This window comes from Nocardia sp. NPDC058519 (assembly GCF_042719755.1).
Taxonomy (GTDB): Bacteria; Actinomycetota; Actinomycetes; order Mycobacteriales; family Mycobacteriaceae; genus Nocardia.
In genome coordinates this window covers 124,113-139,955 of the sequence record NZ_JBHXNK010000022.1, presented here as the reverse complement: position 1 = coordinate 139,955, position 15,843 = coordinate 124,113, and the positions used below count along the sequence as shown (strand labels likewise).

Here is a 15,843-nt window from a genome sequence, read left to right as displayed (position 1 = left end):
CGACCCGAAACCCTTCGTCTGGCGCAAAACCGCGGAGGAGATCCTGGAATCACTCGCTAAATATCTTCAACGGATTTCAGGTGCAGGACACTAGTGGATCGTCGACAGTGGTCACAGCGACAGATCGGACCACCCGATGGTGATCGGGAACGGGAAGTCGATGGTGATTTCGGTGGAGTCGGCGGGCGACCAGGTGCCGGCCAGGAGGTAGTTGGCCTTGTGGAGCGGTGATACGCCCGCCGGCAAGGCTCCGGTTCCGGATGCCAGGCCGTATGCCTGCACGTACGCGATCTCGCTGCGCCGCGGATGCAGGGTGACTTCCCAGTACCACGGAATGCCCGAAGCCGCGTACCTGGCCCGTTTGGCTTCCATTTCGGCCGCGGTGTTCGACGGGGAGAGGACTTCGCCGACCAGAAGCGCGTCGTCCGCGCGAACGTGGGCGTACGCCTTGTCCAGGCATCGATGGATCATGAAATCCGGAGTCACGAAATCGGATTTGCCATGCCGGCCGAAGAAGACGTTCGTCTCGGTGCGAACCCGCCAGCACTGCTCGGGGTCGTTGTCCGACGCGCGCTTGGCGTCTCGGCGAAGAGCATTCCACAGCAGGTTGCTGGCTTCCTGGTGTTCTCCTGGCCCGCGCCGCGTCCAGACCACGCGCCCGTCCCACAGCTCGATGCACGAGGCGATTTCCTCGGGGAGTTGCTCGAGCTCTTCCCACGTCATGTATTCGGGCAGGTCGGGGCGCTGTTGGGGCGCGTTCGTCATGGCGCAATGGTAGTCCGACGCGGCCTTCGTGCGTTCAGTTGTAGACGCGTAGGTGGGTCAGTACTGCTAGGACGCGGCGGTGGTCGTCGGGTTCTGGCTGGAGGCCGAGTTTGACGAAGATGCTGCGGACGTGGGTTTCGATGGTGCGTTCGCCGAGGAACAGGGCGGCGCCGATCGCGCGGTTGGAGCGCCCTTCGGCCATGAGCCGCAGCACTTCTCGCTCGCGGGGGGAGAGCTCGTCGAGCGGGAGGGCGCCGTGATGCGGCCGTGAGACCAAGCGGCCGACCAGGTCGGGATCGATCGCCGAGCCGCCCGCGGCGATCCGCTGCAGGGCCGTCACGAACTCGTCGATATCGGAAACTCGGTCTTTGAGCAGGTAGCCGAGGCTGCGCGCGCCGCCGGAGAGCAGGTCGAGAACGCTCTCGGTCTCGATGTACTGCGACAGCAGCAGCACTGCCGTATCTGGAAAGTCGCGACGGATGGCCACTGCGGCATCGATGCCCTCGGTGGTGCAGGTCGGTGGCATCCGAATGTCGACGACCGCGACGTCTGGGCGATGCGCGCGGACCAGGCTCAGCAGTGCCGCGGCATCACCGGCCTGCCCCGCCACCTCCATGCCCTCGTCCTCGAGCAGCCGGGCGATTCCCTGTCGGAGCAGCGCCGAATCGTCGGCGAGCACAACGCGCAGGGGGGATTGATCGCGCTGGGGGACGTGTTCGGGGATCGTCGGAAGTTCCGCCGTGGCGTCGACCGCGGCGGTGAGCACCGCGCGCGCGTCGGCGGCGAATTCCGCGCAGTTCGGATAGCGGTCGGCCGGACTCTTGGCCATCGCCCGCGCGATCACCGCGTCGAAGGCCCTCGGCAGCGAAGGCAGTTGGGCGCTCGGTAGCGGCACCGGCGCGTTGAGATGGCCGTTCATGATGGCCGCCGGGCTCGGCCCCGGATAGGGCGGAGCTCCGGTGAGCAGGTGGAACAGGGTGCAGCCCAGTGAATACTGGTCGGCTCGATGGTCGAGAGTTCGTCCTTCGAGCTGTTCGGGGGCCGCGTAACGCAGCGTGGCGACCATCATTCCGGCAGCGGTGAGGTGCACGTTGTCATCGAGCGCCTTCGCGATGCCGAAATCGGTCAGCAGTACTCGTTCGGCCTCGCCGGGCTGGGTGGGCGTGGCCAGCAGGATGTTCGCCGGGTTGACGTCGCGGTGGTACACACCGGCCCGGTGCGCGTAGTCGAGACCGGCCGCGACCTGCTCGATGATGTGCACGGCGCGCTCGGGCGCCACCGGCCCCTCGCGCACCAGGTGGGCCGCGTCGGTCCCCGGCACCAGCTGCATCGCGATCCACAGGCGATCACCCTCGCGGCCACGGTCGTAGACCGCGACGATGGCCGGGTGGTCGAGCCGGGCGCCGTGATCGGCTTCGAATTCGAACCGGGTACGGACGTACTCGTCGCCGGTGAGGAAGGGATGGAGCACCTTGAGTGCCACGGTGCGTGGCAGCGTGGGGTGCCGGGCCGCGTAGACCGAACCCATGCCGCCCGCGCCGAGCATTCGCTCGATCGTGTAGCCCGCGAACACCGTGCCGGGTTCGAGGTCAGACCCGCTCATGGGGCACCGCCACGCGTGCTCATGCCGTGTCCTTCGCGCGAAGCGGCAGCACCGCGGTGAGGACCGTGCCGGTGCCGGGTGCGCTGGCCACCCGCAGCTGACCGCCGAGCGCGGCGGCACGATCACACAACCCGCTGAGCCCCCCACCGGGCCCGATGTCGGCTCCGCCGCGTCCGTCGTCGGCGATGGTGAGCTGGACGGCCTCGTCGACAACGCCCATCTCGATATCGACATGCGTACCGCCGGAATGCTTGGCCGCGTTGGTGAGGGCTTCGGCGGCGATGAAATACGCCGCCAGCTCTACCCCAGGGGACGGCCTCGGTACCAGGTCGCCGTGGATTCGGGCGGCGATCGGGGCGCGTTCGGCGAGTGCGGTCAGGGCGGCCGTCAGACCACGCTCGGCGAGAATCGGTGGGAAGACGCCCCTGGCCAGTTCTCGGAGCTCGGTGAGCGCGGTATCCAGTTCGGCGGCGCCCTGCGTCACCAGATGGTCTCGGTTCGCGGTGTCGGCGGACCGCTGTGCTCTGCGCAGCAGTAGCGCCGCCGCGACCAGGCGTTGCTGCGCGCCGTCGTGCAGATCGCGTTCGACTCGGCGGCGCTCGGCATCGCCCGCCGCTACGATGCGTTCGCGCGAGCTGCGTACTTCGGCGAGCTGGGCTTGCAGATCGTTGCGCAGACGTTCGTGGCCGAGGGCGAGTTCGGTCGCGCCGCGCACAACGGCCAGCAGTTCGGGTTCGGTTTGCAGTTGCTTGTCGTAGACGAGCGCGGCCGCCGCGGCACCGTCCAGTTCGAGGATCGTCGCCACCCGGTGACCGGTGCCGTGCGGCAGTACCCGGATCATGCCCTGGTCGTCGATGTAGCCGCCGCGTTCGGCGTCGAAGCTCCACAGCTCCAGAGTGGGGTCGTGCAGCGCCCGCCGCAGTGCCTCCACGAAGCCCGAGCTGATCGGGGCCGCCCCGATCACGACCATCGCGTCACCGACCGCGGCGCGCGCCATCCGATAGCGCAACTGTCCGTACGCGATGGCCATGGGTAAGAGAACAATCGGGATGTAACGCAGGTCCAATATCCAGCTGTGCAGCGAACCGGGCAATCGGATCGCGGTCGAGACCAGGATCACCAGGATGATCAGCGCGGCGATCGGCGCGAAGAACATCACCGGCGAGAAGCCCGATCGGTAGGCCGCCGTGCCGGATCGCCAGCGATTGATGATCACCCCGAGAAGCACGATGGCGAGGACGAAGACCAGCGCTCCCACCGTCAGCTGGATCCGTTCGGCGATGACCGCATCGTGCTGGATCAACAACAGATTGACCGATGTCGAGGGATGCGGTGTCGCAACTTCGCGTGGATCGAAGAACATCCACTCGGCTGACACACCGACCACCGCCAAGGCCCAGCACGCCCCGACACACCATCGTTCCCACACGTGGTTCAGCCGACCGGATGGGAAACCGAGGAGCACCGGAATCATCACCGGCAGATAGATATTCGTCATCACCGCACCGGTGGTGAACAGCAGGGGATCGCTCGACCGGCGGATGCCGCCCGCGAGCCACACCAGGCCCGCCAGCACGAAGAGCGGTCCGGCCAGATCATGCGGGCGATTCGTCCAGGTGAACAGACCCGATGCGGCGAAGGATGCCCCGGCGAGGAGGAACAGCACGAGCTCGACCCGTCCGAACACCGGCGAAAGCGATGCCGCCTTGAAGGCCTCGCGCGGGCCGAGCAAAAGGATCCGGGCCGGGTCGTAGAGGGCGGCCTCCGACCAGTCCACCGACAGCACCACGGCGACGCTCAGCGCGGCGGCACATGCCGTCACCCCACCGATGAGCGCGATCGTACGAGGTGTCATCGAACAACCTCCAACTACCGACCTACTCAGGATCCTCTGCTGGAAACCGGCGCACAACCACCTGCGGATTCCGTGCCGGCGCCGAGTGCCCAGTTGTCGGCGTACGCACCGACTCGGCCGATCTGTCCGCTACTTCGGCGGGCAGATCGGAGCATCGGGGTGTGCCGCTTGTGTGTTGTCACGAGGTTGGATGAAATGTTCGCGTTTCACTGCCGATGCGGCTGTCGATGTGTTCTCTTGGCGCATGAAGAAGTTCGCCACAGTCGCTGTTGTCTCCGTCGCGCTCCTCGGAGCGCCCGCCGTCGCATCCGCCGCCCCCATCGCGCCGGTTGCCGATTCCGGTTCGGGGGGCGGGTCGGGGTCGTCGGAGACGGAGCTGATCTGTTCGCCGATCGCGCAGTTGTTGTTCGCCACCGGCAGTGTGGAGAAGCCGCCGCTCTACGATCTGCTCTGCCTGCTCAGCTGAACGGGGAGCGATCGATTCCGCAGCTGACGCCTGCGGGCGGAAGCCCTCCGGTGAACAGGTAGTCGCGTTTGAGGTGTTCGGCGCAGGTGCTCTGGACGTACATGGAGCTGTGGCCCGCGCCTTCGATGACGACTACCTGGGCCCGGTTCAGTTGGGCCGCACCGGCTTTGGCGCCGTTCAGTGGCGTGGCCGGGTCGTATCGGCTGTTGAGGACGAGGATCGGGGCGGCGGTTTCGCGGTTCCACGGGCCGGTGTAGCGGTCCCGGTCCTCGGCCTTCCAGAAGGCGCAGGGGGTGGCGTTGAAGACCGCGGTTCGGCCGAAGTAGCGGGAGTGGGCGTCTTCGGCTGCGGCCACTCTGCTGTAGACGGCGGGATCCGTGGGGACGGTGCTGTCGGAGCATTGGATCGTGTAGAAAGCCTCGACGCGGTTGGCGGGGTGGTTCTCGGCGAAGAGAGCGTCGGGGACCCGGGTGGGGAGCACCGTTGCCGCGTCGAAGAGGCTCTGGAGAAGAATCGCCAGGTCGGGGTAGGTGTCGGGGCGTGAGAGGCTGCCCGCGGCGCTCACTACCTGGGAGAAGGTCCACGGGGTGCCGTCGACCGTGATCGGCGCGAGGCGTGCTCGTTCGGCCAGCGCGATCCACTTGAGTTTCGGGTCGCCCACGGCGAACGCGCAGCGCGGACCGGCGGCGGAGCAGTCGCGCAGGAAGGTATCGAAGGTTTCGGCGATGCCCGCGGCTACGCCCTGGCGGGTGTCGAGGGGCAGGTTCGTGCCGTCGGTGCCGTGGCCGTTGACGTTGCCCTCGAAGTCGAGGGAACCGTCGAACGCCATCGCGTGGACCCGGCCGGGGAACATGTTGGCGTAGACCGCGCCGACCTGGGTGCCGTAGGAGATGCCGTGGTAGGTCAGGGTCTGATCGCCGACCGCGCGGCGCAACAGGTCCAGGTCGCGAGCGGTGTTCGCGGTGGACGCGTGGTGCAGGATCGGGCCCGCGTTCGCGGCACAGCGGGCAGCGATATCGGCGGAGGCGGCGAAGAACGCGGGCTCGTCGCGCGGATCGGTGGGGGTGCCGGGGAAGGAACCGAGGTATGCGGCCTGTTCGCCTGCGCTGGGGAAGCACTGCGCGCCCGCGCTGCGCGAGACCGAACGTGGATCCCAGGAGACCAGGTCGAACCGGGCACGCAGTTCGTCGGAGAACAGCCAGGGCCAGCGGGCACGCTCGCGGAGGCGGTCAACGCCGGACGGGCCTGGCCCACCGAAATTGACGAACAATGTTCCGATACGCCGTGCGGGATCGGACGCGGGCAGCTTGATGACCGCCAGGTCGATCTGGGCGGCCTGCGGGCTGTTGTAGTCCAGCGGCACCTGAGCCAACGCGCACTCGAATCCGTCCGCACAACCCTCCCACCCCAGCGTCGGGGTGGCCGCCGCGTCGGCGAGCTGGTCGACGTAAGGATCGGCCGAAGCGCGCGCGGGCGTGATGAGCGCGCCGATCCCGAGCAGTACGGCGAGCAGATAGGCCGAGCCCCGGCGACGTGCACGGTGGGAAGACAACGGCCGAGCCTCCTGCGCAGATCCGACGAACCTCGCGAAGCTACCACACTCGTGAGCAGCGCTCACGAACGCAAAGTGGTTGGTATCGAACACAATTCGATCGACGGTGCGGATCGGCCGCCATCCTGCGACGGCATCGCCGCAGGTCACCCCCGATCTTTGCGCGGAATTGATTTCGAATTCTCGGTTACCGCGGCATTACCGGCACCTCATAATCCTGTGTCTTTCCCGAGAATGTGATCTCCACGCTGGTCGGAAATTTATTCAGTGGCTACTGTCGAGATCGTTGCGCGACAATGCAGCGTGCAGATGGGCGTCAGTGTCGATCCCTTGCCGGAGTGAATGCAGAGGATGTGAAATTGTGACCCTGACCACGAAGAACAAGCCCAGTGACGTGGCCCACCGGGCGCCGCTACGCGGGATTCCCGCGGGCGCGATGCCGATGGTCGCATTTCTTTCGATATTGGCCGGATTTATCGGTGCCGCCGCATATACGCATTCCGCCGGATATTTCGTGACATTTATGACCGGTAATACCGAGCGTGCCGTTCTCGGCTGGTTCGACAATGATCAGCTACTGGCCACCGGGGCCATCACGCTACTTTTCTCGTTCGGGCTCGGTGTGTTCGTGGCCTCGATGCTCCGGCGGCGGCTGTGGCGCAGCGGCCACTACGGCGCATCCGTGGTGACCACCGTGGCGCTCGCCGTGGCCGCGATCGTCGACTACCCCCTCGACCGCACCGGCGGACAGGAGCTGGGGTTCATCCCGATCGCGTTCGTCGCCTTCGCGGTGGGCGCGCTCAACACCGCGTTCGTCAAGAACGGCGAGACCAGCGTGCCGCTCAGCTATGCCACCGGAACGGTCGTGAAGCTGAGCCAGGGCATCGAAAGCCACGTCAGCGGGGGTAGCTCGCGCGATTGGCTCGGCTACGGCCTGCAGTACGCGGCCTTCGCTGTCGGCGCCCTGCTCGGTGGCTTGATGAGCATTGTGGTGGGTGGTGAGATGATGTTGATCGTCGCCACCGGTGTCTCGGCCTCGGCGATCCTGATCACCTACAAGACGGGTGCGAAGGCGGATCACACCGCCACGTGACCGATGTCGCCCCGGTTCCCCTGGCCCCGAGTTTGGTCCTGACCACGGCATTGCCTACACTAGAGCGGTTGCCTGGGCAGATCTGTGTCCGCTGCGCGCTCCGGCGCGAGTGGGACCGTGCCAGGCGCCGAGAGCTCGCAAGAGAACTCATCCGGTCGGTAAGTGCCGACCGGACCAGCCGAATTGTTGTAGGCCCACGGTCACCTGCGCGCGAGCGTGCGGGAGATGTTGCATGGGAACCGCAGCGAGAAAGGTGTCGAGGTCTAACCATGACCATGACTGATCCGATCGCAGACTTCTTGACGCGTCTGCGCAACGCCAACTCGGCGTACCACGATCAGGTGAAGGCGCCCCACTCGAAGATCAAGGTGAACATCGCCGAGATCCTCAAGCGTGAGGGCTACATCGCCGATTACCGCACCGAAGACGCGACCGTTGGCAAGGCCATCGTCGTCGATCTGAAGTACGGCCCCAGCCGTGAGCGCAGCCTGCAGGGCCTGCGTCGCGTCTCGAAGCCGGGTCTGCGTGTGTACGCGAAGTCCACCAACCTGCCCAAGGTCCTCGGCGGCCTCGGCGTGGCGATCATTTCCACGTCGACCGGTCTGCTCACCGACCGTCAGGCGGCCAAGCAGGGCGTCGGGGGCGAAGTCCTCGCCTACGTCTGGTAAGGGAGGTCAGGACTAATGTCGCGTATTGGTAAGAAGCCCATCGAGATTCCGGCCGGCGTCGACGTCAACATCGACGGCCAGGTTGTCACGGTCAAGGGGCCCAAGGGCACCCTCTCGCACACCGTGGCCGAGCCCATCATCGTCACCAAGGGTGAAGGTAATGAGCTCGAGGTTGCTCGTCCCAACGACGAGCGCGCGAACCGTTCGCTGCACGGCCTTTCCCGCACCCTGATCGCCAACATGATCGAGGGTGTCACCAAGGGCTACGAGAAGAAGATGGAAATCTTCGGCGTCGGTTACCGCGTTCAGGCCAAGGGTTCGAACCTCGAGTTCGCCCTCGGTTACAGCCACCCGGTGCCGATCGAGGCCCCGGCAGGCATCACCTTCGCGGTGGAATCGCCCACCAAGTTCTCGGTGTCCGGGATCGACAAGCAGAAGGTCGGTCAGATCTCCGCTGTCATCCACGGACTGCGTAAGCCCGACCCGTACAAGGGCAAGGGCATCCGCTACGCCGGCGAGGTCGTTCGCCGCAAGGTCGGAAAGACGGGTAAGTGATCATGGCGCAAACTGCTAACCAGAAGGCGAAGCGGATTCCGCTGGGCAAGGACGCTTCCACGAAGCGTCGCCTGTCGAAGACCCGCCGTCACTTCCGTCTTCGTAAGAAGGTCGAAGGCACCACCGAGCGTCCGCGCCTGGTGGTCAACCGCTCCGCGCGCCACCTGCACGCTCAGCTGATCGACGACTCGGTGGGCAAGACCATTGCCGCCGCTTCCTCGATCGAGGCCGACGTGCGTGCGCTCGAAGGTGACAAGTCCGCCAAGGGCGCGAAGGTCGGTCAGCTGATCGCCGAGCGTGCCAAGGCAGCCGGTATCGAGGCGGTCGTGTTCGACCGTGGTGGTCACGACTACCACGGCCGTATCGCGGCGCTGGCCGATGCCGCTCGTGAAGGTGGGCTGAAGTTCTGATGACTGCAATTTCTAACGGAAGGAACGTCTGATGCCGGGACGTCAGCGGCGTGACGGCGGCAGCGGACCCGCCGGACCTAACAGCAACAGCAACAGCAACGCCGGAGGCCCCGAGGGCAACCGTCGTGGCGGTGGCGATCGTCGCGGTGGCGGCGACCGTCGTGACAACGCGGCCGAGAAGAACCAGCTCGAGCGCGTCGTCGCGATCAACCGTGTCTCCAAGGTCGTGAAGGGTGGTCGTCGCTTCAGCTTCACCGCCCTCGTGATCGTCGGTGACGGCAACGGTCTGGTCGGCGTCGGCTACGGCAAGGCCAAGGAAGTTCCCGCGGCCATTCAGAAGGGTGTCGAGGAGGCTCGCAAGAGCTTCTTCCGCGTCCCGATGATCGGCTCGACCATCACCCACCCGGTTCAGGGTGAGGCGGCGGCCGGTGTGGTCATGCTGCGTCCGGCTTCGCCCGGTACCGGTGTGATCGCGGGCGGCGCGGCTCGCGCCGTGCTCGAATGCGCAGGCATTCACGACATTCTGGCCAAGTCGCTCGGTAGCGACAATGCGATCAACGTCGTTCACGCGACGGTTGCCGCGCTCAAGATGCTCCAGCGTCCCGAAGAGGTTGCCGCACGTCGCGGTCTGCCGATCGAGGATGTCGCTCCGGCGGGCATGCTGCGTGCGCGTGCAGGACAGGGAGCCTGACATGGCTGATCTCAAGGTGACCCAGATCAAGAGCACGATCGGTGCCAAGGCGAACCAGCGCGATAGCCTGCGGACCCTCGGCCTGCGGAAGATCCGCCAGTCGGTGGTTCGTGAGGACAACGCTCAGAACCGCGGTCTGATCAACGTCGTGCGCCACCTCGTAACAGTTGAGGAGGTCTAGACATGACCATCAAATTGCACCACCTGCGTCCCGCCCCTGGTTCCAAGACCGAGAAGACCCGTGTGGGTCGCGGTGAAGGTTCCAAGGGTAAGACCGCCGGTCGCGGTACCAAGGGCACCAAGGCACGCAAGAACGTCCCCGCGGCGTTCGAGGGTGGCCAGATGCCGCTGCACATGCGTCTGCCGAAGCTTCGCGGCTTCACCAACCGCTTCCGGGTCGAGTACCAGGTTGTCAACGTTGGCCGCATCGCCGAGCTGTTCCCGCAGGGCGGCACCATCGGTAAGGCCGAGCTCGTCGAGGCAGGCGCCGTTCGCAAGAACGAGCTGGTCAAGGTGCTCGGCGACGGCGAGATCGGTGTCGCCATCCAGGTGACCGCCGACAAGGTGACCGGCTCCGCCAAGGAGAAGATCACCGCAGCCGGTGGCACTGTCACCGAACTGGCCTGACGGTACTGTAGTCAGCAGCTGACACCGGACGAGTCGCGAGCTCGTCCGGTGTCACTGTTAGAGTTCCAAGTGTTGTCTGCCAAAGCTCGTCATCGGCTGACGATTCCACATGCTGTCCAGTGGTTCAGTCGCATGGCATGACCATGTCGTTCGCCAGGAGGATTTGTGCTTTCCGCCTTCGTATCGGCCTTCCGGACTCCGGACTTACGGCGGAAGATTCTCTTCACGCTGGGGTTGATCGCGCTGTACCGGTTGGGTGCCGCGCTGCCGTCCCCCGGTGTCGACTACCAAAACGTCCAGGAGTGCGTGAAGCTGGTCTCCGGCGGTGAATCCGCCGGTATCTACCAGCTCATCAACCTCTTCTCCGGTGGCGCGCTGCTGCAGCTGTCGGTGTTCGCGATCGGCATCATGCCGTACATCACCGCGAGCATCATCATCCAGCTGCTGACCGTCGTCATCCCGCGGTTCGAGGAACTGCGCAAGGAAGGCCAATCCGGCCAGACCAAGATGACGCAGTACACCAGGTACCTGTCGGTCGCCTTGGCGGTCCTGCAGGCCACCGGTCTCGTCGCGCTCGCCTCGCGCGGTCAGCTGTTGCAGGGCTGCAACGAGCCGATTCTCGCTGATACCAGCATTTTCGGCATGATCATCATCGTGCTGGTGATGACCGCCGGTGCCTCGCTGGTGATGTGGTTCGGCGAGCAGATCACCGAGCGCGGTGTCGGTAACGGCATGTCGCTGCTCATCTTCGCCGGTATCGCCGCGCGTATCCCGATCGACGGCAAGAACATCCTCGACACCCGTGGCGGCCTGGTGTTCGGCCTGGTGTGTGCCGCGGTGCTGGCGATCATCGTGGCCGTGATCTTCGTCGAGCAGGGTCAGCGCCGGATTCCGGTGCAGTACGCCAAGCGCGTCGTCGGTCGCAAGATGTACGGCGGTTCATCGACGTACCTGCCGTTGAAGGTCAACCAGGCCGGTGTCATCCCGGTGATCTTCGCGTCCTCGCTGCTCTACCTGCCGAACCTGATCGCGCAGCTGACCGGGTCGAGTACGGCAACGGAGCCGAGCTGGTGGCAGGAAGCCATCCAGAAATACCTGGTGAACCCGTCCAACCCGGTCTACATCGCGATCTACTTCGCGCTGATCGTGTTCTTCACCTACTTCTACGTCGCGATCACCTTCAATCCGGAGGAACGCGCGGACGAGATGAAGAAGTTCGGCGGCTTCATCCCGGGCTACCGGCCCGGTAAGCCGACCGCCGACTATCTGAACTTCGTCCTGAGCCGCATCACCCTGCCTGGCTCGATTTACCTCGGTCTGGTCGCCGTGCTCCCGAACCTGTTCCTCGACATGGGCAATTCGGGTGCGGTGGCGAACCTTCCGTTCGGCGGTACCGCGGTGCTCATCATGGTCAGCGTGGGTCTCGACACGGTCAAGCAGATCGAGAGCCAGCTGATGAATCGAAATTACGAAGGGTTCCTCAAGTGAGAGTTGTTCTGCTCGGTCCGCCGGGTGCCGGCAAAGGTACTCAGGCCGTCCTGCTGTCAGAGAAGCTGGGCGTTCCGCACATCTCCACCGGAGACCTCTTCCGCGCGAACATCAGCCAGCAGACCGCCCTCGGTCGCGAGGCACAGAAGTACATGGACGCGGGCGACCTCGTCCCCAGCGACGTCACCAATCGCATGGTCGAGGCCCGCGTCGGCGAGCCCGACGCCGCGAACGGTTTCGTGCTCGACGGTTACCCGCGCACGGTCGACCAGGCCGACGCGCTGAAGAAGATCCTCGAGCACAACGGCACCAAGCTCGACGCCGTGCTGTGCTTCGTGGTCGCCGAGGACACCGTGGTCGAGCGCATGCTCTCCCGTGGGCGCGCCGACGACACCGAGGACGTCATCCGCAACCGGCTGCGGGTCTACCGTGAGGAGACCGAGCCGCTGCTCGAGTACTACGACGGTCTGGTCGTGACCGTCGACGGTATCGGCGAGGTCGATGAGGTCAACGCACGGGCGCTCAAGGCGCTCGGACAGTAATCAGCGGATCGGAGTACTGAGGCCGGATGGTCTTCACCCGTAAGAAGAAGGTCGTGCCGTTTCGTTCGGCGGGCGAGCTGGATGCCATGCAGGCAGCCGGCGCGATCGTCGGTGCGACGCTGGTCGCCGTTCGCGCGGCGGCCAAGCCCGGCGTTTCGACGCTGGAGCTCGACGAGGTCGCCGAGGCGACGATCCGTGACGCGGGCGCTGTTCCGTCGTTCAAGGGTTATCACGGCTTCCCCGGCTCGATCTGTTCTTCGGTCAACGATCGTGTGGTCCACGGGATCCCCTCGGCGAGTGACATTCTCACCGAGGGCGATCTCGTGTCCATCGACTGCGGCGCCATCCTCGACGGCTGGCACGGCGACTCGGCGTGGACGTTCGGCATCGGCAACATCATCGAGGCCGATCACCTGCTGAGCGAGGCGACCAGGCTCTCGATGGAGACCGGCATCGCGGCGATGCTGCCGGGCAACCGGCTCACCGACGTCTCGCACGCCATCGAGCTGGGCACCCGCGCGGCCGAGCAGGCGCACGGTCGCAAGTACGGCATCGTCGACGGTTACGGTGGCCACGCCATCGGCCGCGAGATGCACATGGATCCGTTCCTGCCCAACGAAGGCGCGCCCGGTAAGGGCCCGCGCCTGGTGGTCGGGTCGGTGCTGGCGATCGAGCCGATGCTGACGCTCGGCACCACCGATACCAAGACTCTCGATGACGACTGGACCGTCGTCACCACCGACGGGTCGCGGGCCGCGCACTGGGAGCACAGCGTCGCTGTGACCGAGGACGGGCCACGCATTCTCACCCTGCGCCCGGAGTAGTCGTCGACGGCTTTTCGGTGAAGTAATCTTTCTAATCCGATCGGCTGTCGGTGTGATCCTGTATCTCTGAGTGATGAGATCTCGCATCGCGCTGGTCGCTTGCGCGGCTACGGCATTGCTTGCCGGTTGTGCCGAGCCGCCGCCGAACGCGCGCTATACGGGATCGGGCAACACCTACGGCACGGCGAACGCGGGTTTCGAGACCTGCATGGTGACCGACGCGGGCGGCGTCGACGACAAGTCGTTCAACGAATCCGGCTGGAACGGTGTGAAAGCCGCGATCGACGCCAACCCCGGTGTCTACGGCTCCTACCGCCAGTCCAACAGTTCCGCCGACTACGAACCCAACCTGCGAGCCTCGGCCGACGACGACTGCGATCTGGTGATCGGCGTCGGCGGCCTGATGGCCGAGGCGGTGGCACAGGTGGCAGGCGAGTATCCCGATCAGCGTTTCGCGATCGTCGACGCGCACGTCGAGTTGGACAATGTCTACTCGATGGAGTTCAACGCGGCCCAATCCTCTTATCTGGCAGGTTATCTCGCGGCGGGGATGTCCAAGACCGGTCGGGTCGCCACCTGGGGTGGCATGGAGATTCCCGCGGTAACCATCTTCATGGACGGGTTCGCCGCCGGGGTGGCCGGGTACAACGCCGAGCACGGTACCGCGATCGCCGTGCTCGGCTGGGATGTCGAAGACCAGAACGGTTCGTTCACCGGCAATTTCGACGATACGAGCGCGGGCCGCTCACTCACCGAGAACTTCATCGCCCAGGGCGCCGACGTGATCCACCCGGTCGCCGGGCCGGTCGGGATGGGCGGGGCCTCCGCCGTGCAGGACTCCACCGGGGTGTCCATGATCTGGGTGGATTCCGATGGCTACGAAGCGGTTCCGGAGTACAAGGACATCATGTTGTCCTCCTCGATGAAGGACATCGCCGCCGCGGTCCGCGTGGCGATCGACAATGCCTACGGCGAGGGCGTCATGGACGGCCGATACGTGGGCACCCTGAGCAATGCCGGGGTCGGGCTCGCGCCGTTCCACGATTTCGACGCGAAGGTGCCGGCGCAGCTGAAGCAGGAGCTCACCGACCTGCGGCGCGACATCGTCGACGGCAAGATCGTGATCGATTCCCCGGCCGCCCCGAAGCTGTAGAGGACACGCGCATGCGACTCGAAGTACAGGGATTGACCAAGGCATTCGGTGCGTTTCTCGCCGACGACAGCGTCGACCTGGTCGTCGAGCCGGGGCAGGTGCACGCGATCCTGGGTGAGAACGGCGCGGGCAAGTCGACGCTGATGAACATGCTGTACGGCATCCTCGAACCGACCAGCGGCCGGATCCTGATCGACGGCGAGCCGGTGCGGCTGCGATCGCCGGGCGATGCCATCGCCGCCGGAATCGGCATGGTGCATCAGCATTTCAAGCTCGTCGGGCCGTTCAGTGTCGCCGACAATGTGCAGCTGGGGCGTGAACATGTCAAGCGCGGGAGTCTGGACCGGGCTGCCGCGCGGCAGGCGGTGCTCGAGGTATCGCACCGGTACGGTCTGGCGCTCGACCCGGACGCGATCTGCGAGGACCTGCCGGTCGGCGTGCAGCAGCGCGTCGAGATCGTGAAGGCGCTGTCGGGCAAGACCGATCTGCTGATCCTGGACGAACCGACCGCGGTGCTCACCCCGCCCGAAGTCGCCGAGCTGCTCGACATCATCCGCAATCTCACCGCCTCGGGAATGTCGGTGATCTTCATCAGCCACAAGCTCAAAGAGGTGAAGGCCATCGCGGACACGATCACCGTCCTGCGGCGCGGGAAGGTGGTGACCGAGGCATCGCCCGACGACAGCGAGGCCGAATTGGCGGCGGCGATGGTCGGGCGGTCGGTCGTGCTCACCGTGGATCGGCCGCAGGCGCAGCCGGGCGAGATCGCCTTGGACATCAAGGATCTGACCGTGCTCGGCGAGCGGGGGACGCCGATGCTCGACGGACTGAACCTGGCTGTGCGGGCCGGTGAGATCGTCGGGTTGGCGGGGGTCGAGGGCAACGGTCAGACCGAACTGGCCAGGGCGGTGCTCGGGACCGTCACGCCCGCCAGTGGCTCGGTGGAAATGGGTGGCACCCCGATCACCGGGTGGGCTCCGTACCGGCGGATTGTCGCCGGGCTCGGCTACATCCCGGAGGATCGGGGCCGCGACGGGCTGGCCGCCGATTTCACCGTCGCCGAGAACCTCGTCCTGAACCAGTACCGCGACAAACCGCTGTCCCATCGTGGTGTGGTCGATGCGGCGGCGGTGCGCTCGCTCGCCGACAAGGCCATCGCCGATTTCGACATCCGCACCAGAGGGCCGGGGGAGCTGGTGTCGGCGCTCTCGGGCGGCAATCAGCAGAAGGTGGTGATCGCGCGCGAATTCTCCAGGCCGCGCTCGGTTCTGGTGGCCGCGCAACCCACCCGCGGGGTGGATGTCGGTGCCATCGAGTTCATCCACCGTCGTCTGGTCGCCGAACGTGATTCGGGGACCGCGGTCTTGCTCATCTCCGCGGAGCTGGACGAGATCCTGGCCCTGTCCGACCGCATCGCGGTGATCCACAACGGGCAGATCGTCGGCGTCCTCGCCCCGGATACGCCGCGCGAGATCATCGGTCAGCTCATGGCAGGCCACCGTCCCGCAGATCCAGCCACCGCGAGCTGAGCTGTAGTCGTCGACCCCGAGG

General features: G+C 65.8%; 17 protein-coding genes. 13 read left to right on the top strand and 4 right to left on the bottom strand.

The window, feature by feature from the left end; translation table 11 throughout:
- Nucleotides 1-111: 111 nt before the first annotated feature.
- From ACFWPK_RS23635 to ACFWPK_RS23625, 3 genes are read right to left on the bottom strand one after another with little or no spacing between them, the layout of a single operon-like run.
- Nucleotides 112-765 carry a Uma2 family endonuclease gene (locus ACFWPK_RS23635; protein WP_378919133.1) on the bottom strand — a complete coding sequence of 218 codons (654 nt, stop codon included), beginning with the start codon at nt 763-765 and terminating at the stop codon, nt 112-114.
- Between the two features lie 34 nt (nt 766-799).
- On the bottom strand, nt 800-2,368 hold the full coding sequence (locus tag ACFWPK_RS23630) for a protein kinase (protein WP_378919131.1): 1,569 nt from the start codon (nt 2,366-2,368) through the stop codon (nt 800-802).
- A gap of 19 nt (nt 2,369-2,387) precedes the next feature.
- Entirely contained in the window at nt 2,388-4,223 is a 1,836-nt protein-coding gene (locus tag ACFWPK_RS23625; RefSeq protein WP_378919129.1) for a sensor histidine kinase, read from the bottom strand.
- Nucleotides 4,224-4,467: 244 nt separating this feature from the next.
- Here ACFWPK_RS23625 and ACFWPK_RS23620 point away from each other — a divergent pair, with 244 nt between their 5' ends.
- Nucleotides 4,468-4,689, top strand: coding sequence for a hypothetical protein (locus tag ACFWPK_RS23620; RefSeq protein ID WP_378919127.1), 222 nt, complete (start codon nt 4,468-4,470; stop codon nt 4,687-4,689).
- On the opposite strand, the gene ACFWPK_RS23615 is transcribed toward ACFWPK_RS23620, so the two are convergent.
- A complete protein-coding gene (locus tag ACFWPK_RS23615; RefSeq protein ID WP_378919125.1) occupies nt 4,682-6,241 on the bottom strand; it encodes an alpha/beta hydrolase in 1,560 nt (519 codons plus the stop codon). The two genes, ACFWPK_RS23620 and ACFWPK_RS23615, sit on opposite strands and share 8 nt — an antisense overlap.
- A 436-nt stretch (nt 6,242-6,677) precedes the next feature.
- Here ACFWPK_RS23615 and ACFWPK_RS23610 point away from each other — a divergent pair, with 436 nt between their 5' ends.
- The 12 genes from ACFWPK_RS23610 (at nt 6,678) to ACFWPK_RS23555 (ending at nt 15,821) form a co-directional block, all read left to right on the top strand.
- A complete protein-coding gene (locus ACFWPK_RS23610) occupies nt 6,678-7,334 on the top strand; it encodes a YoaK family protein (protein ID WP_378919137.1) in 657 nt (218 codons plus the stop codon).
- A gap of 269 nt (nt 7,335-7,603) precedes the next feature.
- On the top strand, nt 7,604-8,002 hold the full coding sequence (gene rpsH / locus ACFWPK_RS23605) for a 30S ribosomal protein S8 (protein WP_056818383.1): 399 nt from the start codon (nt 7,604-7,606) through the stop codon (nt 8,000-8,002).
- A gap of 15 nt (nt 8,003-8,017) precedes the next feature.
- Nucleotides 8,018-8,557 carry a 50S ribosomal protein L6 gene (rplF, locus tag ACFWPK_RS23600; protein ID WP_378632260.1) on the top strand — a complete coding sequence of 180 codons (540 nt, stop codon included), beginning with the start codon at nt 8,018-8,020 and terminating at the stop codon, nt 8,555-8,557.
- A gap of 2 nt (nt 8,558-8,559) precedes the next feature.
- The gene (rplR, locus tag ACFWPK_RS23595) at nt 8,560-8,967 is read left to right on the top strand and encodes a 50S ribosomal protein L18 (protein ID WP_266296784.1); all 408 of its coding nucleotides are present in this window, start codon (nt 8,560-8,562) and stop codon (nt 8,965-8,967) included.
- 31 nt (nt 8,968-8,998) lie between these two features.
- Nucleotides 8,999-9,658, top strand: a complete 660-nt coding sequence (rpsE, locus tag ACFWPK_RS23590; protein ID WP_378919123.1) for a 30S ribosomal protein S5 — start codon at nt 8,999-9,001, stop codon at nt 9,656-9,658.
- Nucleotide 9,659: 1 nt separating this feature from the next.
- Nucleotides 9,660-9,839 carry a 50S ribosomal protein L30 gene (rpmD, locus tag ACFWPK_RS23585; RefSeq protein ID WP_071931163.1) on the top strand — a complete coding sequence of 60 codons (180 nt, stop codon included), beginning with the start codon at nt 9,660-9,662 and terminating at the stop codon, nt 9,837-9,839.
- 2 nt (nt 9,840-9,841) lie between these two features.
- A complete protein-coding gene (gene rplO, locus ACFWPK_RS23580; protein ID WP_056818375.1) occupies nt 9,842-10,285 on the top strand; it encodes a 50S ribosomal protein L15 in 444 nt (147 codons plus the stop codon).
- A gap of 165 nt (nt 10,286-10,450) precedes the next feature.
- Complete coding sequence (gene secY, locus ACFWPK_RS23575) at nt 10,451-11,773, top strand: preprotein translocase subunit SecY (RefSeq protein ID WP_378919121.1); 1,323 nt, start codon at nt 10,451-10,453, stop codon at nt 11,771-11,773.
- The gene (locus ACFWPK_RS23570; protein WP_378919119.1) at nt 11,770-12,315 is read left to right on the top strand and encodes an adenylate kinase; all 546 of its coding nucleotides are present in this window, start codon (nt 11,770-11,772) and stop codon (nt 12,313-12,315) included. Before secY ends, ACFWPK_RS23570 begins: the two co-directional genes overlap by 4 nt.
- Before the next feature lie 26 nt (nt 12,316-12,341).
- Nucleotides 12,342-13,139, top strand: coding sequence for a type I methionyl aminopeptidase (map, locus tag ACFWPK_RS23565; RefSeq protein WP_378919117.1), 798 nt, complete (start codon nt 12,342-12,344; stop codon nt 13,137-13,139).
- Between the two features lie 73 nt (nt 13,140-13,212).
- Nucleotides 13,213-14,292, top strand: coding sequence for a BMP family ABC transporter substrate-binding protein (locus tag ACFWPK_RS23560; RefSeq protein ID WP_378919115.1), 1,080 nt, complete (start codon nt 13,213-13,215; stop codon nt 14,290-14,292).
- Nucleotides 14,293-14,303: 11 nt separating this feature from the next.
- The gene (locus tag ACFWPK_RS23555) at nt 14,304-15,821 is read left to right on the top strand and encodes an ABC transporter ATP-binding protein (RefSeq protein WP_378919112.1); all 1,518 of its coding nucleotides are present in this window, start codon (nt 14,304-14,306) and stop codon (nt 15,819-15,821) included.
- Nucleotides 15,822-15,843: the final 22 nt, after the last annotated feature.